Raw genomic sequence first — 21,830 nt, 5'->3', positions numbered from 1 at the left:
GAAAAAGAGAGCTCGGGAGAGTTCTCTTTTTCTACTTTATGCAGGGTATGTCTTTGATAAATAAATTTTTGAACACTTTCCTTTTTTTTCCGGATTATACCACTGTTTATTCTTCAAAAAGATGTATTTTTGTTCAGATCAGATTTTTATAAATGGATAACATTAAACTTAAAGAGCAGGTCAAAAACGAATTCACTGATTATCTGAATTTGAATAAGCATCGTAAGACCCCTGAAAGATACGCAATACTAGAGCACATTTATTCTACCAAAGGGCATTTTGATATGGATTCCCTTTACAAAGCGATGAAGCAGTCTAGTTTCAGGGTAAGCCGCGCGACGCTATACAATACGATAGAACTATTGCTTGATTGCGGACTGGTGGTAAAGCATCAGTTTGGAGCTAATGTGTCCCAGTATGAACGCGCTTTCGGCAATGAAAATCACGATCATCTTATTTGCCTGAGTTGTGGCGAGGTCAAAGAGCATAAGAACGGAAACCTCTTTACTCCGGCGCAGCAGAAAAAGCTGCAACGATTCAAAATCAGCTATTACAGCATGTATATTTATGGTATCTGCAACAAGTGCATGCGGTCTAAAAATGCAGAGGAAAAGAAGAATAAAGCGAAAGTAACAGAAAATAAGAGTACCCGTATTAATAAGAAAAAATGAAATGTCGGTACTGCGAATGTCTGGTAATGTTATTGGCAGGGATATTTCATGCGACTTAAAAAATGACAAATAGATAAAACATGAAAGTAGATGTATTGCTCGGCTTACAGTGGGGCGACGAAGGAAAGGGAAAAATAGTAGATGTGTTGACACCTGATTATGAAATCGTAGCCCGTTTTCAGGGAGGCCCCAATGCTGGTCATACACTTGAGTTTGAAGGCAAGAAATATGTCCTTCGTTCCGTTCCCTCCGGTATATTCCAAGGTAATAAACTGAATGTGATAGGCAATGGCGTTGTCCTCGACCCCGCTTTGTTTAAAGGAGAGATAGAAGCGTTGGAACAATCGGGGCACGACCTGAAATCGAGATTGTATATATCAAAAAAAGCGCATCTCATCATGCCTACCCACCGCCTGCTCGACGCCTGCTATGAAGCAGCCAAAGGAGACTCTAAGATAGGTACCACCGGCAAAGGCATAGGCCCTACATATACTGATAAGATAAGCCGCAACGGGCTTAGGGTGGGGGATATACTCCACAACTTCGAAGAGAAGTACAATACGGCTAAAGCCAAACATCTGAGGATACTCAATCAATATAACTTTGATACGAGCGCGTTGGCAGGTATCGAAAAAGAGTGGTTCGACGGTATTGCCAAACTGAAAGAGTTTACATTTATCGATAGCGAACACTTCATCAACAACGCGGTGGGTACAGGCAAGAAAGTACTGGCGGAAGGAGCGCAGGGAACAATGCTGGATATAGACTTCGGTTCGTACCCGTTTGTGACCTCATCGAACACCATTACCGCCGGAGCATGTACAGGGCTTGGTATAGCGCCACGCAATGTAGGCGAAGTATACGGCATCTTCAAGGCATACTGCACACGAGTAGGCAGCGGCCCGTTCCCTACCGAACTGTTTGACGAAACGGGAGACCAGTTGCGCAAACTCGGATTCGAGTTCGGCTCCGTTACAGGACGTCCGCGCCGTTGTGGCTGGATAGATTTAGTCGCCTTGCGCTATGCCATTATGGTAGACGGCGTAAGCCAGCTCATCATGATGAAAAGCGATGTGCTCGATTCATTTGAAACAATAAAAGCCTGTGTGGCTTACGAGATAGAAGGGAAGACAGTATCTGAATTTCCTTTCGAGGTAGATGACCGCATCAAACCTGTGTATGTGGAAATGAAAGGCTGGCAGGCCGACATGACAAAGATGCTGAAAGAAGACCAGTTCCCGAAAGAATTTACGGATTATATCTCATTTCTGGAAAAAGAACTCGGAGTGCCTATCAGCATCGTTTCACTAGGGCCCGACAGGGCGCAAACGATTATAAGGAAATAACATATTGTGTAGGGGCGAATAAACTTTCGCCCACCAAACCCGGCAATACATCCCTGCGGTTAAACTGAAAAATAAGTCAAATTTAATTAAGAAATGTGAGTGAGGTCTCAGTATATTACATGACATAAACCCTATTGGCATATTTTTTGTTTATTTACTTATAAATTAGAATTTAAAATCATTAAAAAAGAATAGACTATGCCTATAGGTTGGATATTATTAATACTGATAGCGATAGCTAGTTTTGTTGTTCAGCAGATGTTGAAGAGCAGATTTAACAAGTATTCCAAAATTCCGTTATCCAGCGGGATGACTGGTCGTGATGTAGCCGAAAAGATGCTGCATGACAATGGTATATATGACGTAAAAGTAGTTTCTACGGGCGGTATGCTTACCGACCATTATAACCCTTCTAATAAGACAGTAAACCTGAGCGAAGGAGTATATGCCAGCAATAGTGTAGCGGCGGCGGCAGTAGCTGCCCACGAGTGCGGACATGCCGTACAGCATGCTTATGAATACGGGCCGTTGAAAATGCGTTCGGCGCTGGTGCCTGTGGTAAGCTTTGCTTCCAATATTGTTACATGGGTTATACTTGCAGGTATATTTATGATTAATGTTTTCCCGGCGTTGATATGGGTAGGTATAGCTTTATTTGCGATGACTACCGTATTCAGTTTTATTACCCTGCCGGTGGAGATAAATGCCAGTAGCCGCGCATTGGTTTGGCTGAATACGGCAGGTATAACAAATACCGGCAACCATGCTATGGCAAAGGACGCTCTCAAATGGGCTGCTTATACCTATGTGATAGCTGCTATCGGCTCTTTGGCAACATTGATTTACTATATAATGATTGCATTAGGACGACGCAATTGATGGAATATAAAGGAAATAGAAAAAAGAGTGGTCACACCGGCTACTCTTTTTTTGTAATAAACTGAAATGTTAATAATCAGGATTTTTTATCTTTGCACCTTTACAGGTGTATTCAAAGATTTAGGGTTTAAATGTTTAAAAACTTGGCACTTCCAATCTTTAAATGTTGAACTTTAAACCTTAAATATGACTGGCACAACAATAACACATAAATGAAACCAATGTTTTTTATAATAGTCTTTGTCGTTTATATTCTAGCTAATTATTATGTATTCAGGCATTTCTGGATTGCGATGCCACCCTCTGCCGCAGGCAAGGTAATACTCGTATCGTTTGCTGTCATAGCAGTCACTTCCTTTTTTATTTCTTTCCTTGTAGGCGATTCGCTCCCTATTGGCCTCACATCCTTCTTGTATAAAGTAGGTACGGCATGGCTTTTCATCATGTTGTATTTCTTTATTGTGATGGCGGCGAAAGATCTGTTCGGACTGACAAACAAACTGTTGCATTTTATGCCGAGCGACGCCATTACCCGCTACACCAAAGACAATTGGGCGGGATTGGGTTTGATGGTCGGCTTTATAGCTTTGCTGATGATTTGCGGTTATCTCAAATACCAGTGGAAAGTAAGGGTTGAATTGCCCATTCAGATTTATAAAACCTTTGGTGATACTATTGCACCCAGGTCGTTGCGCATTGTGGCTATAAGCGACCTGCATCTGGGGTATAGCATTGGCGAAAAGGAGTTTGAAAAATGGGTAGGCCTGATAAATGCCGAGAATCCCGACATTGTACTTATAGCAGGCGATATTATAGATAACAGCGTCCGTCCGTTAAACGAAGGCCGCTATGCGGAGGTATTCCACAAGATAAAAGCCCCGATGGGTATTTATGCCTGTATAGGAAACCATGAATATATAAGCGGATTCAAGGAAAGCGAGGCTTTTATGGAGAAAGCCGGCGTAAAGGTGCTGCGGGATTCGGTGGCGCTGGTCGACAGTTGTTTTTATGTTGTCGGACGCGACGACAGGTCGAATCCTTCACGTAAACCGTTGCAGGAGTTAGTTGCGGGACTGGATCAGGCAAAACCTGTTATCATGCTCGACCATCAGCCTTACCACCTTGAAGAGGCTGAGGCAAACGGTATAGATATACAAATTTCGGGACATACACATCAGGGACAGGTCTGGCCGATTTCTTTGATAACGAATAAAATATATGAACGCGATCATGGTTTTATAAAGAAAGGCAATGCCAATATCTATGTAAGTTCCGGTATCGGGATATGGGGCGGTAAGTTCCGTATAGGTACACAATCCGAATATGTTGTAATAGATGTAAATAAGTAGCCCCCTAAATCCCCCAAGGGGGACTTTAGCAAAGCCCCGAAAGTATATGAAAGAATGAACAAAATGAATATGAACCAATAATAATACCCTCTCTGCTCCCCCTCCCTTTTGGGGAGGGCCGGGGTGGGGTGCCTTTATATGAGAGTCTTCTTTAATGCCATAATCGTTCAGATATTCCTCAGTGCTTATATCTACTGGAGGGGCTGGCAGGCATTGCCTGACAAGAACCTTATTAAAGTTCCGTACACAGCTATTTACATAGCAGAACTGATAATCTATTTTATCGGATTCTTCACATCCAAGTACCTTCCTTTCGATGCGCTTCATACCTTTGCCTGGGTTGGAACCACATGGATGCTCTTTACCATCTATATGACGGTACTCCTCTTGTTATATGACTTAATAAAATATATAAACAAGAAGAAAAAAATATTTTCACTCGATTTTGCATCCAGAAAGCCCAGACTTATTTATTTTTGTGCATCTTTGCTTATCGTCATCGCTACGATGGGGTACGGTAGTTACAGGTTCTGGAATCCGGTAGTCACCGAGATGAACCTGACGGTAGAAAAACATTCTCCACATGTGAAAGACCTCCGTATAGTTGTAGCTACAGACATACACGCGGGCTACCTTATCGACAAGAAGATTATTTCCATGTATGTGGATAAGATAATGGAGCAGAAGCCCGATTTGATACTGCTGGTAGGCGATATAATAGACTATGACGCCAAATCCCTGTACGAGCAACAGATGGAAACCGAATTTCTGCGATTGAAAGCTCCTTATGGCGTATATGTTTCCACAGGCAATCATGAGTACATCGAACTGGGAGAGGCGGAAGACGAGAAGATACTATGGCTGAGCCAAAAGGCGGGAATGACAGTACTTAGGGATACAACGGTATTGATCGCGGACTCTTTCTATCTGGTAGGGCGCGAAGACGACAAGTGCAAAACGCGGAAAAAACTACCCGAAATAATGCAGGGTGTGAATAAGGACTATCCCGTTATCGTAATGAACCATGAACCGCATGTTTTGCAGGAAGAGGTAGACGCAGGTGCCGACATAGCCGTGTACGGACATACGCACAATGGGCAGTTTTTTCCGGTGAATACCATTATGGCGGTAAGCTCGATGATATATAACACGGGATTGGTACCCGAAAGCATGAAAGTCAGGTCTATGTACGAACTGCCTTTCGGATATAAGAAGAAAGAGAATACACATATATATGTGTCATCCGGCCTGGGGCTGGCAGGGCCTCAATACAGGATTGGCACAATATCGGAGATAGTCGTATTGAATGTAAAATTTAAGGCCTCCCCAACCCCTCCATAGGAGGGGCTATAACCTCCCCTTTGGGGAGGCAAGGAAGGACTGGTATAACTACTATATGCTAAAGTCACTATACATAAAGAATTACGCGCTAATAGACAGCCTCGAAATAGACTTCGAACAGGGCTTTTCTGTTATAACCGGCGAAACAGGAGCCGGTAAATCCATTATTCTGGGTGCATTATCGCTCATACTCGGGCAGCGTGCCGATATCAAGGCTATCAAGCAAGGAGAAAGCAAATGCGTGATAGAAGGAGCTTTTGACGTTTCGGCCTATGACCTTAAAGCCTTCTGTGAAGAGAAGGGCATAGAGTACGACCCCGGCAACTATATCCTCCGTCGCGAAATCCTGTCTTCGGGTAAGTCGAGGGCTTTTATCAATGATTCCCCCGTGTCGTTGACCGATCTGAAAGAACTGGGCAGCCAGTTGATCGACATACACTCACAGCATCAAAACCTGTTGTTGTCCGATACCCGTTTCCAGATGCAGGTAGTGGATGCTTTGGCGGGAAATAAAGAGTTGCTGAAAAAATATCAACAGGCATTCCATTTCTACAAGCAGGCTGAAAAGGCATTGGATGAATTGAAGGAGTCTGTGAAGAAAAGCAAGGAAGAAGAAGACTACCTGCGTTTCCAGATCGAATCACTGAGAGAGACGGCTTTGCAGGACGGGGAGCAGGAAGAACTGGAAGAAGAACAGGAAACCCTTACCCATGCCGAAGATATTAAATCCGCGTTATTCAGGATACATAGCCTACTGTCGGATGACGACAGCGGTATCGTGTCGGAGCTTAAAGAGAGCCTGAACACGGCGCAGCAACTGGCTAAGGTTTATTCAAAATCAGATGAGATTTCGGAGCGTTTACAGACGGCTTACATCGACATGAAAGACCTCGCTTCCGAAATGGACAAGCTGGCCAATGATGTGGAGTTCAACCCCGAACGCCTGGCTTTTATCGAGTCGCGTCTCGATATAATTTATACCTTACAGAAAAAGTACCATGTAGAGACTATTGCCGACCTGTTGGCTTTGTATGAGGAGTTTAAGCGAAAGATAGAAAGTATAGAGTCTTCTGACGAACAGGTTGTACTGCTAGAGAAGGAAGTGCGCGAAAAACACGAAAAAATGCTGGCTTTGGCTCAGCAGCTGAGTGATAAGCGGTTGGCTATAACCGGTAGTTTCGAGAAGGAACTGACCGACAGGGTTGCCTATCTGGGTATGCCCAATATCCGCTTCAAGTGTGATATTATAGCCGGAGAGCATCCGAATATATATGGCATGGACAGTGTGTTGTTCCAGTTCTCGGCAAATAAGAATGTGCCTTTACAACCCGTGGCTGATATTGCTTCCGGCGGCGAAATCTCGCGTCTGATGCTTTGTCTCAAGTCGATGATCGCGGGCGCTACGGCATTGCCTTCCATCATATTCGATGAAATAGATACGGGAGTTTCGGGCGAGATAGCCGATAAGATGGGCGAAGTGATGCGCGAGTTTGGCAAGAGTATGCAGGTAATAGCCATTACCCATTTGCCACAAATAGCGGCGAAGGGCAAAGTGCATTACAAGGTGTATAAGTCGGATGACGAAGCGGCTACTACTACTCATCTCATTCAGTTGTCGGATGCCCAACGGCTTGACGAAATAGCCCGGATGCTGAGCGGCTCTACTGTAACGGATGCCGCTGTGCAGAATGCGAGGGTAATGCTGGGACTATAGTAATGAGAATAAATATTTTTTATATAAGTATACTCGTTTTTTTGTTTCTTTCATGTTTGAAGTGTAATGCGCAGTATGAAAGAGAATTGTGGACGAATAGCGAGGGTGGCCCGATAATAGGGCGCATTAGTGCCGAAACATTCTATTTTGCCGGGAATGGGGAATTTTATTATGGCAATGAGAAAAATTCTAATACAAAGTCTGTTTATATTACAGAGAACGGGGAATTGCATGATGCTCCATATATTTATAGTTATTCAGGAAAAAAATACACATATAATTCTTCATCGAGAGAGATTCTCTTATATGTAGACCTGATAAATACTACAGATAGTATCTTTGTGAAAAAAATACCTATAGATGATATATACAAGGGGCAATGGAGTAGGCAGGTAAGTGATAATACGTTTGTAATGCTATCTAATCCGGTAATTTTTAGGCAGACCGTTATGTCTGTTGAGGCAGGGAGTACAGAATATGACCCTTTCGATGTGATAGATAAATCCAATATAGAGAAACCGGATCAGGAAAAAATATTGGAGGTTATAAGAGGTGCAAAGTATTTCGGAGCAATAGAACCGGATAAAGACAAATGGATATCTGAGGCTGATTTTACATTGAGGATAGCCGGAGAAGACGAAAGTGTTGCATGGCTCTATATCCAAAAAGAGAACCGGCAGATTTATGTAATAACCAGAGGATGGATAAGCGATTATTCACAATTTTATGAAATGAGTGAAGTCGATTTTGCAAGGCTTATAGAAATTGCAGAAAAATATAAAAACAGTGCTTTTGCAGGCTTCTGGTCTGTGCGTTGTGAAGCAAAGAAAGATAATTAAAAAAATGATACCTTTCCTTAACCTGAAACGCGAAAACGAGCGATATGCTTCCGAAACAAAGGAGGCGGTATCCCGTGTTGTCGATTCGGGCTGGTATATCAGAGGACGCGAGAATAATTACTTTGAAGCAGATTTTGCATCTTACTGTGGTGTAGGATATTGTGTCGGGGTGGGCAACGGGCTTGATGCTCTCCGCCTTATACTGATGGGGTATATGCAGTTAGGTAAAATAAAGGAAGGTGATGAAGTAATCCTTCCTGCCAATACATTTATTGCTACGGCTCTGGCCGTTACCCAGTCCGGACTGACACCTGTGCCGGCCGACTGTGACATAGGTTCATATAATATCGACCCTGTTTCAGTAAAGGAAAAGATAACAGGCAAAACCAGAGCCGTGATTGCCGTCCACCTCTACGGGCAAGTGGCCGCTATGGACGAACTCAGGGAGATAACGGACCAACACAGTCTTCTGTTGATTGAAGACGCTGCTCAGGCGCATGGCGCGATATACAACGGGCGGAGAGCCGGAAGTGTTGGCGATGCGGCGGCATTTAGCTTCTATCCTGTAAAGAATCTTGGTTCGCTGGGCGATGCCGGGGCAGTTACTACTAATGATGAGGAATTGGCAGGCATCATAAGGGCTTTGTCGAACTATGGATCGGACGAAAAATATATACACAAATATAAAGGATTGAATTCCCGTCTTGATGAACTACAGGCGGCCATACTTTCCGTCAAGCTGGGATATATTGATGAAGATAATGCCCTGCGCCGCGAGATAGCCCGGTTCTATATGGAAAACATAAAGAATGATTTTTTTATCCTGCCGGAAGTAAAGGGCTGGGATAGCCATGTGTTCCATCTGTTCGTTATCCGTTGCCAAGAGCGCGCCAGGGTTCAGCAATATCTTTCCGATAACGGTATACAAACGCAGATACATTATCCGCATGCTATACACCGGCAGCAGGCTTATGCCGAACTGAGCCACTTGAGCCTGCCTGTCGCCGAACAATTGCAGGATGAGGTGTTGAGCCTTCCGCTCTATCCGTCTTTGACGAAAGAAGAACTGAATAAGATTGTTGACACATTAAATAACTATGGGACTATTTAAATTTTTTCCGTAAAAAGAAAGGAACGGTTACTTAGAGTCTGTTTTTTATGTGTCGCAAACCGTTCATAAAGTATGAAAATAATTGGAATATAAAGGTAAATAATTCAGCGGTTTCTATTTTATCTTTTTCAGTGTGTGAAAAAGATAAAAAAACAGCCACTTTCTTTGTCTTATAAGCCGTTAGAAATAATATTTGTTATATATTTGTAGTTCGAAGTAAATAGTGATATCGAAAAAGAGAATTTCAAGAAAGGAATATTAAAAAACACAAAAGTACTTATAACATAAAAATGAGACTAACCTCCTTGACAGCCATCTCGCCAATAGATGGTCGTTATCGTAATAAAACAGAAAAACTAGCAGATTATTTTTCGGAGTATGCCCTTATTAAGTATCGCGTACAGGTTGAAATAGAATATTTTATTGCGCTTTGCGAATTGCCTCTGCCTCAGTTGAAAAATATAGATAAGTCTGTTTTTCCAAAACTGAAAAATATTGTTGATAATTTTTCGGAAGAAGATGCTTTACGCATAAAAGAAACGGAAAAAGTAACAAACCATGATGTGAAAGCCGTTGAATATTTTATAAAAGAAAAATTCGACGAGTTAGGAGGTTTGGAACAATATAAAGAGTTCATCCATTTTGGACTTACATCCCAGGATATAAACAATACATCTGTTCCTCTTTCTCTGAAAGACGCCCTGAATGATGTATATTACCCACTCCTCGATGAACTGATAGTGAAACTGAGAAATCAGGCGACAGCATGGACTGACGTGGCTATGCTGGCCAAAACGCATGGGCAACCCGCGTCTCCTACACGCTTAGGCAAGGAGATTATGGTTTTTGTGAGCCGCCTCGAAACCCAGTTGCAGTTGCTCAAATCCGTTCCGCTGTCTGCAAAATTTGGAGGAGCAACAGGAAACTATAATGCTCACACTGTAGCATACCCCGAATATGACTGGAAAGCTTTTGGAAACAAGTTCGTTTCCGAAAAGTTAGGCTTGGAAAGAGAAGAATGGACTACGCAAATTTCAAATTATGACAATTTGGCAGCCGTTTTTGACGCGTTGAAACGTATCGATACAATCATGATAGACCTTAATCGTGATTTTTGGCAATACATATCAATGGAATATTTCAAGCAGAAGATAAAAGAAGGGGAAATAGGATCATCGGCAATGCCGCACAAGGTAAACCCTATCGATTTCGAAAATGCGGAAGGAAACTTGGGAATAGCCAATGCCATCCTGGAACATCTGGCATCTAAACTGCCGGTGTCGCGTTTACAGAGGGATTTGACGGACTCTACAGTCCTGCGGAATGTGGGCGTACCTATAGGGCATATTGCGATAGCGATACAAAGTACATTGAAAGGACTAGATAAATTATTGTTGAATAATGACATGTTATTTAAGGATCTGGACAACTGTTGGGCTGTTGTGGCAGAAGGAATACAAACGATATTGCGTCGCGAGGGATACCCTAAACCATACGAGGCCCTGAAAGCACTTACCCGTACCAATAGCGTGATAACGGCAGATTCTATTGCCGGCTTTATCAACGGGCTGGATGTAAGTGAGGCCGTGAAAGACGAACTGAGAAAGATTACACCGCATACTTATACAGGGGTGTAATTTAAATTAACCGATAACCGTGAGGTTATCAAAAAAAATTAAATTATAATTAAACAAAAGGAAAACAATGGTGACAGAAAATGGAAATGATAGAGAAGGCCGGGATGGTTACTCATCATCAGAAAACAATTCAAATGGAGCAGAACCGGCAAAAAAGAAACGTGCGCGTGTAGGTGACCTACGTAAACAGGCGTATGATATCAATACAGATCGTGGAAAAGACAGGAATCCATATAAGACGGGTGGAGACAGGGACAGGCAAGGATCATCTTATCAATCGGAACGTCAGTCAAGACCTTCTTATGACAGGAGCAGCGATGAACGCCGTTCGTATGGAAACCAACGTCAGTCAGGTGGAGGTTACTCCGATAATCGTGGCGGTGGCTATTCCGACAATCGTGGCGGCTATTCAGGTAACCGTGGCGGCGGTAACAGCTATGGCAGTGGCAACCGTAGTGGCGGTAACAGTTATGGAGGTAACAGTTATGGAGGCGGTAACCGTAGCGGCGGCAACAGTTATGGAGGCGGCAACCGCGGTGGCAATAGCTATGGCAGCGGCGGCAACCGTGGCGGTAATAGCTATGGTGGCGGTGGACGCAACTTTGGCAATAATGACCGCAGGCCATCCATCAACCGTGGTGGAAGCAGAGGAGCCGAAGGTATCAAGCGACTGGTTAAGCCTGTAAAGTATAAAGAAAATATAGACCCGAACACTCCGTTGCGATTGAATAAGTATCTGGCTAATGCGGGAGTATGTTCCCGTCGTGAGGCAGACGCCTTTATCACAGCCGGTGTAGTGAAGGTAAACGGAGAGGTTGTCGATCAATTGGGGGCTAAGGTTACCCGTGGCGATTTAGTTACATTCCACGACCAACCCGTACGTCTCGAAAGTAAAGTCTATGTCCTTCTGAACAAGCCAAAGAATTGTGTGACGACATCCGACGACCCCCAAAACCGCCTTACGGTAATGGATCTGGTTAAGAATGCCTGCCCCGAGCGCATCTATCCGGTAGGCCGTCTCGACAGGAATACGACAGGGGTGTTGCTGCTGACAAACGATGGCGATTTGGCGTCGAAACTGATGCATCCTAAATTTAAGAAGAAAAAAATCTATCAGGTAACACTTGACCGTGATGTAGCCATCGAAGATATGCAGGCTATAGCTGATGGTATAGAACTGGATGACGGAGAGATACATGCCGACTCTATAGCGTATCAGTCAGAAGACACATTGAACGTTGTAGGTATCGAAATACACTCGGGACGTAACCGTATAGTACGCCGTATATTTGAAAAACTGGGCTATCAGGTAATAAAGCTCGACCGTGTATACTTTGCCGGACTTACTAAAAAGAATATACCAAGAAGTAAGTGGCGTTATCTGACAGAAAAAGAGGTAAACATGCTTCGTATGGGAGCCTTTGAATAAATAATATATAAGCGTGAGGATTACCTTACGCTTATTTTTTATAATTAAATATATTTCATGGCTAAAAATAAAAGTAACGGAATAAAGATTCGCTGAGAAGCGTTACTTTTATTACTTTTGTATGCTCTTATTATACACTTACAAAAATGGAAAGTATTCGTAGAACAAAAATTGTAGATTTGCTCCGGAAGAAGAAAGAATTTGGAGCGACTGTAGATGTTAAAGGATGGGTAAGGACTATCCGTGGTAATAAATATGTGAGCTTTATTCACCTTAATGATGGGTCTACAATTCATAATCTTCAGATTGTTGCCGATGTCGAAAAATTTGGAGAAGCATTCTTCAAGCCGGTTACAACCGGAGCTTGTATCCATGTTGTAGGCACATTGGTAGAATCGCAGGGAAAAGGTCAGACGATGGAAATACAAGCCGATACGATAGAAATATACGGAACGGCAGATCCTGAAACCTATCCGTTGCAGAAAAAAGGACACTCGTTGGAGTTTTTGAGGGAAATCGCCTATCTGCGCCCGCGGACAAATACCTTTGGCGCGATATTCCGTATACGTCATCACATGTCTTATGCTATTCATAAGTACTTCAACGATAACGGCTTTTTCTATTTCCATACACCTATCGTAACAGCCTCTGATGCAGAAGGTGCGGGTTCGATGTTTCAGGTAACCACTCTTGACTTTAATAATACGCCCCGTAACGATAAAGGGCAGGTTGACTACTCCGAAGACTTCTTCGGCCGTCAGACCAACCTGACTGTTTCGGGTCAGCTTGAAGGCGAACTGGGAGCAATGTCCCTTGGCGCTATTTATACCTTCGGGCCTACTTTCCGAGCCGAAAACTCAAATACGCCGCGCCACCTTGCCGAGTTTTGGATGATAGAGCCGGAAGTAGCCTTCTATGATATCAATGATAACATGGATCTGGCAGAAGATTTCCTGAAGTATCTGATAAAATATGCACTGGAACATTGCAAAGATGATATCGACTTCCTTAGCGAGCACTTTGATAAAGAATTGGTAGAACGCCTCAATTTCGTTATTGCAAACGATTTTGTACGCCTTACTTATACCGAGGGTGTAGAGATATTGGAAAAGAGCGGACAGAAATTTGAGTTCCCTGTCTACTGGGGAGCAGACCTTCAGTCAGAGCACGAACGTTATCTGGTAGAGAAACACTTCAAACGCCCTGTTATCCTGACCGATTATCCGAAGGAGATCAAATCCTTCTATATGAAGCAGAACGAAGACGGCAAAACCGTTCGTGGCATGGATGTCCTTTTCCCTAAGATTGGCGAAATAATAGGAGGTTCGGAGCGTGAAGCAGATTATGATAAGCTGGTTAACCGCACCAAGGAACTGGGAATGAACACCGACCCTATCTGGTGGTATATGGAAACCCGTAAATTCGGGACAGCCCCACATGCAGGGTTCGGATTAGGATTCGAACGCCTTATCCTCTTTATCACAGGTATGGCCAATATCCGAGATGTGATACCGTTCCCCCGCACACCGAATAACGCGGAGTTTTGATATTGGAATTAATATAATAAGAAAGAGCAGTAACAATCAATTTACTGCTCTTTTTACTTTAAGAGTTTCGCCGTATCATCCGGTATTTGTCAGCCTGAATTCTATACCATTACTGTCATCAATAACAGATTCTTTCTATTCTTTATAGTTCAATAGAGTTTATATTCAATAAGATTATATATGGTTTATTCTCTGTTATTTAATTGCCTCCTGCTTTAGCTGGAGGATAATAGTCTAATCAGATAATGGCTTTAGCCAAAATGTTTTGACTAAAGTCGTTTTCTATCTGTATTATTATGAGGGTGTGTCATAAGTAAAAACAGTCTATTAAATTGTTACTCTCTTTGTCATTCTGAATGCAATGAAGAATCCCGACCCTCCGGATACGGGATGTTTCACTCCGTTCAACATGACAAAATGAAAGTGAAAATTACTTATGACACACCCTCCAACTAAAACTCCTAAAAATATGCATCTTACTCTTTTATTGAATATATACTCTAATATTAGTAATTATTCTTCCAAAACTTTATCTTTGATATTGAAAAAGCCTGAATTATGAAGATAAAAGAAATCCTGCATGCAATAGAGCAAATTGCCCCTATCCCTTTACAGGAAGGGTTCGACAATAGTGGTATACAAATAGGGGACATCCATCAGGAAGCCAAAGGAGCGGTTGTCTGTATAGATGTTACAGAAGCCGTAATAGACGAAGCTATAGCCCTTGGCTGCAATCTGGTTATCTCGCATCACCCGCTTGCCTTCCGTAGCTTCAGGTCGCTGACCGGGAAAAACTATATAGAACGTTGTATGATAAAAGCATGCAAGCATGATATAGTCGTATACGCCGCACACACCAACTTGGATAACGCGGCCGAAGGCATCAACCGTTACCTTGCCGATATGCTCAACCTGCAACATGTACGCATATTAGATCCGCAAAAAGATAAACTCCTGAAACTAGTCACATTTGTGCCCCACTCACACGCCGAGCTTGTACGCAATACGTTGTTTAACGCCGGAGCAGGTTCTATAGGCAATTATGATTCCTGTAGCTATAATATAACAGGTACAGGTACATTCAGGGCGGGAGAAGAGGCAAAGCCATACTGTGGCGAAACAGGTGAACTCCATACCGAACCCGAAACCCGTATAGAAATGATACTTCCTGTTTACAGGCAGTCCGAAATACAGCGGGCGCTGATATCTGTGCACCCGTATGAAGAACCAGCCTATGATTTCTACACATTGCAGAATGTATGGGAAAAAGCCGGCAGTGGTATCGTAGGTACCTTGCCCGAAGAAATGGATGAAGAAGACTTCCTGTACCAGATAAAAGATACTTTCCACCTCAACACATTGCAGCACTCGCAGCTGAGGGGGAAGGCTGTGCGTGATGTGGCCATATGTAGTGGCAGCGGAGCGTTCCTTATACCCAAGGCAATATCGTACAGCGCGGATGTATTCATAACGGGGGAAGCAAAGTATAACGACTTCTATGATGTGGAAGACAAGATATTACTCGCAGTGGTAGGCCATTACGAATCTGAAATATTCACAAAGAATATATTCTTTGATATTATTTCAAAAAAATATCCTACCTTTGTAGTATATATGTCAGGGTTTGACGCGAATCCTGTCAAGTATTTGTAATCAGGCGGCGATATACTCCCGTTTATTACGGATGATGTAGTAAGAAGATAATAAACTGTCTGATTACTGCATTTTTTTATGATAATAATTCATTAATAAATACCCCTATGGCTAAAAAAATCGAAAAAGAAATTACGGTAGAGGATAAGCTGAAAACGCTTTACGCCCTGCAACAGAAGCTATCTGAAATAGATAATATCAAGATCCTTCGCGGAGAGCTACCTCTCGAAGTAGCAGACCTTGAAGACGAAATTATCGGCCTTGAAACACGTATCAAAAAATACGAAACTGAATTGAAGGAAGCTGATACAGCTGTTTCGCACCAGAAGCAAAAAGCAAAAGACAGCGAACTTAAAATCTCCAAATATAAAGAGCAACTTGATAATGTACGTAACAACCGCGAGTTTGACCACCTGAGTAAGGAAATCGAATTCGAGACTTTAGAAATAGAGCTTTCCGAGAAACGTACGCGTGAGTTTACTCAGGAATCTAAAAATCTTACCGAGCAAATAAGTAAAAGCAAAACTTTCCTTGGAGAGCGTTCTGCCGACCTCGCTCAGAAGAAAGAAGAGCTTGAGGGTATCGTCTCCGAAACCAAGCAGCAGGAAGAACAGCTTCGCGAAGAAGTAAAAGATATAGAGGCGGAAGTAGAGCCTCGTCTTTTAACCGCGTTCAAGAGAATCCGTAAAAGTGCGCGTAATGGTTTGGCAGTTGTGTGTATCGAGCGTGGCGCATGTGGAGGTTGCTTCAATAAGATACCGCCACAAAAGCAAATGGATATCAAAATAGGTAAGAAAATTATTGTATGCGAATATTGCGGGCGTATCATGATAGACCCTGAATTGATAGCCGCAGAAAAATAAGGAACAGTTACTTAGTAACTATTTAAATTTTATTCGTTCAAATTTTTAGAGATGTTTTAGAGATGCTTTTTTTCTTCCTCGAAACGATAATAGCGGGCTATTTACATACGCTTCGCTCCTGTGACCGTTGGTTGAGTTGAGAGAAAGGAAAAAACAGCCGAAAACAGCCTAAAAATGAACGAAGAAAAAGGTATAATAAAATGTTCGTATAAAATTTAAACAGTTACTTTAATTTAATTGTATAATAATCGGAAAGGTTAAAATAATCTTTCCGGTTATTTTTTTTGCTTATTTCATAAACTTTATCTATAATACTTTGTTTTAATTTTTTATCCATACAAAAATCAAATTGGAAAACTTTTTCTTAAACAGTAAAATTTAAAATCCTGTATATTAAATAATTACATTTTGAAATGGAAAACTTTTGTTTTTGTTAATAAATAAAACTTATAACGTTTGTTTCATCCTTATATTATGACTAATATTGCATCGGGAAAACAAAATGCTACTCACACAAGATAGAATTTTCTAAAAAAGATAAAATATAGATAGATGGCACAGAAGGCTTACACTTTTGATGAGGCATATAATGCAGCATTAGGTTATTTTGACGGCGATGAACTTGCCGCTAAAGTATGGGTAAACAAATACGCATTGAAAGATGCGACCGGCAATATTTACGAATTGTCGCCGGAAGACATGCATTGGCGTCTGGCTAATGAAATAGCCCGCATCGAAGCAAAGTATAAGAACGGACTTACGAACAAAGACCTGTATGGTCTGTTCGATCATTTCAAATATATTGTACCACAAGGTAGCCCGATGACCGGCATTGGCAACAATTACCAGATAGCCTCATTGTCAAACTGTTTTGTGATCGGGATGGATGGCCCGTCCGATTCATACGGGGCTATTATACGTGTCGACGAAGAGCAGGTGCAGCTAATGAAACGCCGAGGCGGTGTAGGGCACGACTTATCACACATCCGCCCGAAGGGGTCTCCTGTAAAAAATTCAGCCCTTACATCTACAGGATTGGTGCCGTTCATGGAAAGATATTCCAACTCTACACGGGAAGTCGCTCAGGACGGACGCCGTGGCGCATTGATGCTGAGTGTATCTATCAAACACCCTGATTCAGAGTCCTTTATCGATGCCAAAATGATAGAGGGAAAAGTAACGGGAGCCAATGTGTCGGTGCGGATTGACGATGCGTTTATGCAAGCTGTGGTAGACGGCACACAATATACACAACAGTACCCGATAGATTCTAAAAATCCGACAACCATAAGAGATACCGATGCCACTGGGTTATGGAAGAAAATCGTTCATAATGCATGGAAATCAGCCGAACCGGGCGTATTATTCTGGGATACCATCATCAGGGAATCTGTTCCGGACTGTTACGCAGACCTCGGCTTTAAAACGATTTCGACAAATCCTTGCGGCGAAATTCCGCTTTGTCCTTACGACAGTTGCCGCCTGCTGGCAATCAACCTGTATTCGTATGTCGTTAATCCGTTCAGAAAGGATGCTTACTTCGACTTCGAACTGTTCAAGAAACATGTAGGGCTTGCCCAACGCATCATGGACGATATTATCGACCTTGAAACAGAAAAGATTGATAAAATCCTGAAAAAAATAGAAGACGACCCCGAAACAGAAGAGGTAAAATGGCCGGAAAGGCATCTTTGGGAAAAAATACGTAAAAAAACATTGCAGGGACGCCGTACAGGAGTAGGCATAACAGCCGAAGGGGATATGATCGCCGCTATGGGCTTCCGTTACGGAACGGAGGAAGCTACGGCCTTCGCCGAAGAAGTACACCGCACACTGGCTATTGCCGCATACCGCTCGTCGGTTGAGCTGGCAAAAGAACGCGGCGCATTTGAAATATTCGATATTAATCGCGAGAAAAACAATCCGTTTATCAATCGTCTGGCAGAGGCTGACCCTCAGCTATATAAAGATATGGAAAAATACGGACGCCGTAATATCGCCTGTCTTACCGTAGCCCCTACAGGCACCACCAGCCTGATGACGCAGTCTACATCGGGTATAGAACCTGTATTCCTGCCTGTTTACAAACGCCGCCGCAAGGTTAATCCTAACGACAAGGATGTACGTGTGGATTTCATAGACGAAAATGGCGATTCGTGGGAAGAATATGTTGTATTCCACCACAAATTCGTAACATGGATGGAAAGCAAAGGATACCCTACAGCCAAAAGATATACTAACGAGGAAGTGGAAAAGATGGTGGCCGAATCACCATACTTCAAGGCTACATCGAATGATGTGGACTGGTTGCAAAAGGTGAAAATGCAGGGACGTATACAGAAATGGGTAGACCACTCCATCAGCGTTACCATCAACCTGCCTGCCGATGTATCCGAAGATCTGGTAAACCAGCTATATATAGAAGCATGGAAGAGCGGCTGCAAAGGATGCACCGTTTACCGTGACGGCTCGCGCGCGGGTGTACTCATTGCCAACGACAGCGACAAGAAGAAGGAGGAAGAAGACTGCGGGGACTGCTACGAACGTCCGCAAATAGTGATGGAACGTCCACGCGAATTGATGGCTGATGTTATCAAATTCCAGAACAACAAAGAAAAATGGATCGCCTTTATCGGCTTATTGGACGGGCGCCCGTACGAAATTTTCACAGGTTTGTCCGATGACGATGAGGGACTCGTCTTACCGAAGAATGTAAACCACGGAGTCATTATCAAGACGATGAATGATGAAGGGCAACGTTCATACGACTTCCAGTTCAAGAATAAAAGAGGGTATAAGACTACAATCGAAGGCCTGAATGGAAAATTCAATCCGGAGTTCTGGAATTACGCCAAGCTTATATCAGGAGTGCTTCGTTACGGTATGCCTATCGACCAGGTTGTAAAACTGGTACAGGGGCTGGAACTGAACAGCGAAACGATCAATACATGGAAAAACGGTGTTGAGCGTGCCCTCAAAAAGTACCTGCCTAACGAAACCGAAGCTAAAGGACAAAAATGCCCTGTATGCGGACTCGAAACACTGATATATCAGGAAGGCTGTATGAAGTGTACAAACTGTGGCGCTTCTAAGTGCGGATAAAAGTAATCTCATATAATTAAATCAAAAGCAGCAAGAATTATAACTTGCTGCTTTTATTTTTTATCGTAATTTTGCATTGATTAAATTACTTCATTGATGGATATTCAGTCGGATGCTTTTGAGAGAGGGATTTCTTTTATACGCAAAACGTATGATAAGTTTGATGCATTCCTCAATGCATCTGCAGGCTCAAAAGTGGGAAGGCCTATTTGCTGGACTATTGTGCTGCTTGTATGTTTTTCAGCTATATTCCTGCTGAATATATTTACCCCTGTTATTTCCGACGATTTTGCTTATCTGTATATTTACGGCGAAGAAGGGCGCATATCCTCCCTTGGCGACATCATACATTCGCAGGTCAACCACTACTATTTATGGGGAGGGCGAAGCGTGGTACATTTTATCGCGCAGGCATTGCTGATGCTGCCGTCCTGTATTGCCGACCTGCTGAATTCGCTGGCTTATCTTGGATATGTGTTCCTTATCTATTTGCATATAAAGGGCAAAAGGGAAAGCAGTATTTCATTGTTTATCCTGATAAATATGGCTATATGGTTCCTGCAGCCTGTTTTTGGAGATACTATCCTGTGGATAACCGGTTCGGCTAACTACCTGTGGGGCACATGCCTTATCTTACTCTTTTTGTTGCCATATCGCCTGTATGAAGCTAAACATACCAATACTCCGTTTCGGGTTGTGGCCTCAATATGCATTCTCTTTTTAGGCATATTGGCCGGATGGACAAATGAGAATACCGCGGCGGCAATGATCCTGGGCGGAATATTATATATCGTCTATTTTCGTTCCCGTAAATGGCAGGTGCCCGTTTGGGCAGTTTGCGGGCTAGTTGGCGCTATTGCCGGATTTGCCGTCATGATACTGGCTCCCGGCAATTATATGAGGGCAGGCGATTCGGTATCGCTTAATTTGTACACTTTGGGGTACCGCCTGTTTACATGGACGCTGACCCTTTTCTATTATAGCGGGCCTCTCCTGCTCGTCAGCCTTGTTATGCTCATTGTATATAACCGTTTTCCGAAAGGAGAAAAGGAAAGCCGCCTGAAACTTGTTTTCATATACGGGATTGCAGCAATGGCCGCAGTGTATGCGATGCTGTTATCACCATCGTTTCCGCGAAGGGCGCTATTCGGTGTCGTTACGTTCCTGATTATAGCGACAGGTATTTGTATCTATCATCTCGATTACAGGAATAGTTTTTTAAGACAGGTCAGATTTTCCGTTATCTCAGTAGCTTTAATCAGCTTCGTATTCACTTTTTATTTAAGCATAAAAGATCTCAGAAACTATGGGGATATAGTAGCCCAACGTGAAGCAATAATAGAGGAAGCAAAGTCGAAAGGTTTGGATTCCTGTGTGTTTGAGCAATACAACGGGAGCGCATATATACATGGCGAAGACCCGTATTCGGAAGTATTGATGTCTCGTTATTATGGAATAAAAATCAGGTTGAAGAACTGACCGGATCAGAAGAAGTCAATGCCCATCAGCGTTCCGGTAATAATACCCGCAACCCCAAGGCCAATCAGCAGCACACCAATTATCTTATTAAATATCTGAAGCCCTCTCGGATTGAAACGGGTGCGTAGTTTGTTCACAATGTACGTCACAAGCAACCACCACAATATGGCGCCTATACCTATAAATAAGATGGTAATAAGGTCGTACCCGAAAGGTTTGTCGGCGTCAATCACATTAAAACGGGCAAAAAGGGCTATATAGAGGAAGAGCGTAGCTATATTGGATATGGTAAGGATAAGGGAAGAAACGAATACTTTCCAGAATGACATTGAGTTTTCTTTCAGCTTTGTTATATTCTTCGAGGGGTTCTTGTTGTAAACAACGTATCCGAATACAATAAGGACGATACTGCCTACAACCTTTAGCGGACCTTCGTGCTGTTGAATAAATTCAGTACTAAAGCCCAATCCTAAGGCCGCGATAATAGCTAATAATGCTATCAGCATATCGCCTACTGCAGCCCCAAGTCCTGTAAACAGTCCGTGTCTTTTTCCTTCGTTCAGGGTTCGCTGTATGCACAACATACCCACCGGCCCCATAGGTGCGGAAGATAAAAAACCAATAAACAATCCATTTATAATGATAGATACCATTAACTCTTTTTTAGCGGGAACACCTGTTTTTCAACATGGTATAGCTATAGAAGTATAAACTTAGATAGACAGAAACATCCCTCATCTGCACAAAGATAGTATCAAAATCCCGAAACTGGGTATATTATTAGCTAAAACAAAGGGAACCATTAAATATTTTTAATCTAATTGCTCTTTTTTGTTAATTATATCAATTAGCATTCTCCGAGTTTGTTCT

At 42.7% G+C, this 21,830-nt stretch carries 16 protein-coding genes; 15 read left to right on the top strand and 1 reads right to left on the bottom strand.

The genetic code is table 11. The features are described from left to right. The first annotated feature begins 152 nt into the window (after positions 1-152). The 15 genes from D0T84_RS05845 (at position 153) to D0T84_RS05775 (ending at position 20,960) form a co-directional block, all read left to right on the top strand. Positions 153-671, top strand: a complete 519-nt coding sequence (locus D0T84_RS05845) for a Fur family transcriptional regulator (RefSeq protein WP_163306935.1) — start codon at positions 153-155, stop codon at positions 669-671. Positions 672-751: 80 nt separating this feature from the next. Continuing rightward, on the top strand, positions 752-2,017 hold the full coding sequence (locus tag D0T84_RS05840) for an adenylosuccinate synthase (RefSeq protein WP_163306933.1): 1,266 nt from the start codon (positions 752-754) through the stop codon (positions 2,015-2,017). A gap of 198 nt (positions 2,018-2,215) precedes the next feature. Beyond that, entirely contained in the window at positions 2,216-2,896 is a 681-nt protein-coding gene (locus D0T84_RS05835) for a zinc metallopeptidase (RefSeq protein WP_163306931.1), read from the top strand. 221 nt (positions 2,897-3,117) lie between these two features. Continuing rightward, the gene (locus tag D0T84_RS05830; RefSeq protein WP_255495226.1) at positions 3,118-4,245 is read left to right on the top strand and encodes a metallophosphoesterase; all 1,128 of its coding nucleotides are present in this window, start codon (positions 3,118-3,120) and stop codon (positions 4,243-4,245) included. Positions 4,246-4,383: 138 nt separating this feature from the next. Next, a complete protein-coding gene (locus D0T84_RS05825; RefSeq protein WP_163306927.1) occupies positions 4,384-5,586 on the top strand; it encodes a metallophosphoesterase in 1,203 nt (400 codons plus the stop codon). 55 nt (positions 5,587-5,641) lie between these two features. Next, entirely contained in the window at positions 5,642-7,300 is a 1,659-nt protein-coding gene (gene recN, locus D0T84_RS05820; RefSeq protein ID WP_163306925.1) for a DNA repair protein RecN, read from the top strand. A 56-nt stretch (positions 7,301-7,356) separates the two neighbouring features. After that, positions 7,357-8,139 (top strand): hypothetical protein, encoded by a 783-nt coding sequence (locus D0T84_RS05815; RefSeq protein ID WP_163306923.1) that lies wholly within the window; start codon positions 7,357-7,359, stop codon positions 8,137-8,139. A 4-nt stretch (positions 8,140-8,143) separates the two neighbouring features. Continuing rightward, on the top strand, positions 8,144-9,250 hold the full coding sequence (locus D0T84_RS05810) for a DegT/DnrJ/EryC1/StrS aminotransferase family protein (protein ID WP_163306921.1): 1,107 nt from the start codon (positions 8,144-8,146) through the stop codon (positions 9,248-9,250). A gap of 290 nt (positions 9,251-9,540) precedes the next feature. Then, positions 9,541-10,887: an adenylosuccinate lyase gene (gene purB / locus D0T84_RS05805; protein ID WP_163306919.1), complete on the top strand. Its 1,347-nt coding sequence runs from the start codon at positions 9,541-9,543 to the stop codon at positions 10,885-10,887. A 67-nt stretch (positions 10,888-10,954) separates the two neighbouring features. Further along, complete coding sequence (locus D0T84_RS05800) at positions 10,955-12,316, top strand: pseudouridine synthase (RefSeq protein WP_163306917.1); 1,362 nt, start codon at positions 10,955-10,957, stop codon at positions 12,314-12,316. Between the two features lie 146 nt (positions 12,317-12,462). Beyond that, on the top strand, positions 12,463-13,863 hold the full coding sequence (gene asnS, locus D0T84_RS05795) for an asparagine--tRNA ligase (RefSeq protein ID WP_163306915.1): 1,401 nt from the start codon (positions 12,463-12,465) through the stop codon (positions 13,861-13,863). A gap of 558 nt (positions 13,864-14,421) precedes the next feature. After that, positions 14,422-15,516: a Nif3-like dinuclear metal center hexameric protein gene (locus tag D0T84_RS05790; RefSeq protein WP_185155696.1), complete on the top strand. Its 1,095-nt coding sequence runs from the start codon at positions 14,422-14,424 to the stop codon at positions 15,514-15,516. Positions 15,517-15,623: 107 nt separating this feature from the next. Next, the gene (locus D0T84_RS05785) at positions 15,624-16,379 is read left to right on the top strand and encodes a zinc ribbon domain-containing protein (protein ID WP_163306913.1); all 756 of its coding nucleotides are present in this window, start codon (positions 15,624-15,626) and stop codon (positions 16,377-16,379) included. A gap of 552 nt (positions 16,380-16,931) precedes the next feature. Then, positions 16,932-19,481, top strand: a complete 2,550-nt coding sequence (locus D0T84_RS05780; RefSeq protein WP_163306911.1) for an adenosylcobalamin-dependent ribonucleoside-diphosphate reductase — start codon at positions 16,932-16,934, stop codon at positions 19,479-19,481. A gap of 96 nt (positions 19,482-19,577) precedes the next feature. Next, a complete protein-coding gene (locus D0T84_RS05775; protein WP_163306909.1) occupies positions 19,578-20,960 on the top strand; it encodes a DUF6056 family protein in 1,383 nt (460 codons plus the stop codon). Positions 20,961-20,965: 5 nt separating this feature from the next. Here the strand turns inward: D0T84_RS05775 and D0T84_RS05770 are convergent, their stop codons facing one another. Further along, positions 20,966-21,613 carry a LysE family translocator gene (locus tag D0T84_RS05770; RefSeq protein WP_163306907.1) on the bottom strand — a complete coding sequence of 216 codons (648 nt, stop codon included), beginning with the start codon at positions 21,611-21,613 and terminating at the stop codon, positions 20,966-20,968. Positions 21,614-21,830: the final 217 nt, after the last annotated feature.

The organism is Dysgonomonas sp. 521 (genome assembly GCF_010501055.1).
GTDB lineage: Bacteria > Bacteroidota > Bacteroidia > Bacteroidales > Dysgonomonadaceae > Dysgonomonas.
This window is presented reverse-complemented; position numbering and strand designations above follow the sequence as displayed.

Excerpts from the sequence above, each read along its gene's own strand:
- D0T84_RS05845 (WP_163306935.1), top strand. The coding sequence starts at position 153 with ATGGATAACATTAAACTTAAAGAGCAGGTCAAAAACGAATTCACTGAT.
- D0T84_RS05840 (WP_163306933.1), top strand. The coding sequence starts at position 752 with ATGAAAGTAGATGTATTGCTCGGCTTACAGTGGGGCGACGAAGGAAAG.
- D0T84_RS05835 (WP_163306931.1), top strand. The coding sequence starts at position 2,216 with ATGCCTATAGGTTGGATATTATTAATACTGATAGCGATAGCTAGTTTT.
- D0T84_RS05830 (WP_255495226.1), top strand. The coding sequence starts at position 3,118 with ATGTTTTTTATAATAGTCTTTGTCGTTTATATTCTAGCTAATTATTAT.
- D0T84_RS05825 (WP_163306927.1), top strand. The coding sequence starts at position 4,384 with ATGAGAGTCTTCTTTAATGCCATAATCGTTCAGATATTCCTCAGTGCT.
- recN (WP_163306925.1), top strand. The coding sequence starts at position 5,642 with ATGCTAAAGTCACTATACATAAAGAATTACGCGCTAATAGACAGCCTC.
- D0T84_RS05810 (WP_163306921.1), top strand. The coding sequence starts at position 8,144 with ATGATACCTTTCCTTAACCTGAAACGCGAAAACGAGCGATATGCTTCC.
- purB (WP_163306919.1), top strand. The coding sequence starts at position 9,541 with ATGAGACTAACCTCCTTGACAGCCATCTCGCCAATAGATGGTCGTTAT.
- D0T84_RS05800 (WP_163306917.1), top strand. The coding sequence starts at position 10,955 with ATGGTGACAGAAAATGGAAATGATAGAGAAGGCCGGGATGGTTACTCA.
- asnS (WP_163306915.1), top strand. The coding sequence starts at position 12,463 with ATGGAAAGTATTCGTAGAACAAAAATTGTAGATTTGCTCCGGAAGAAG.
- D0T84_RS05790 (WP_185155696.1), top strand. The coding sequence starts at position 14,422 with ATGAAGATAAAAGAAATCCTGCATGCAATAGAGCAAATTGCCCCTATC.
- D0T84_RS05785 (WP_163306913.1), top strand. The coding sequence starts at position 15,624 with ATGGCTAAAAAAATCGAAAAAGAAATTACGGTAGAGGATAAGCTGAAA.
- D0T84_RS05780 (WP_163306911.1), top strand. The coding sequence starts at position 16,932 with ATGGCACAGAAGGCTTACACTTTTGATGAGGCATATAATGCAGCATTA.
- D0T84_RS05775 (WP_163306909.1), top strand. The coding sequence starts at position 19,578 with ATGGATATTCAGTCGGATGCTTTTGAGAGAGGGATTTCTTTTATACGC.
- D0T84_RS05770 (WP_163306907.1), bottom strand. The coding sequence starts at position 21,613 with ATGGTATCTATCATTATAAATGGATTGTTTATTGGTTTTTTATCTTCC.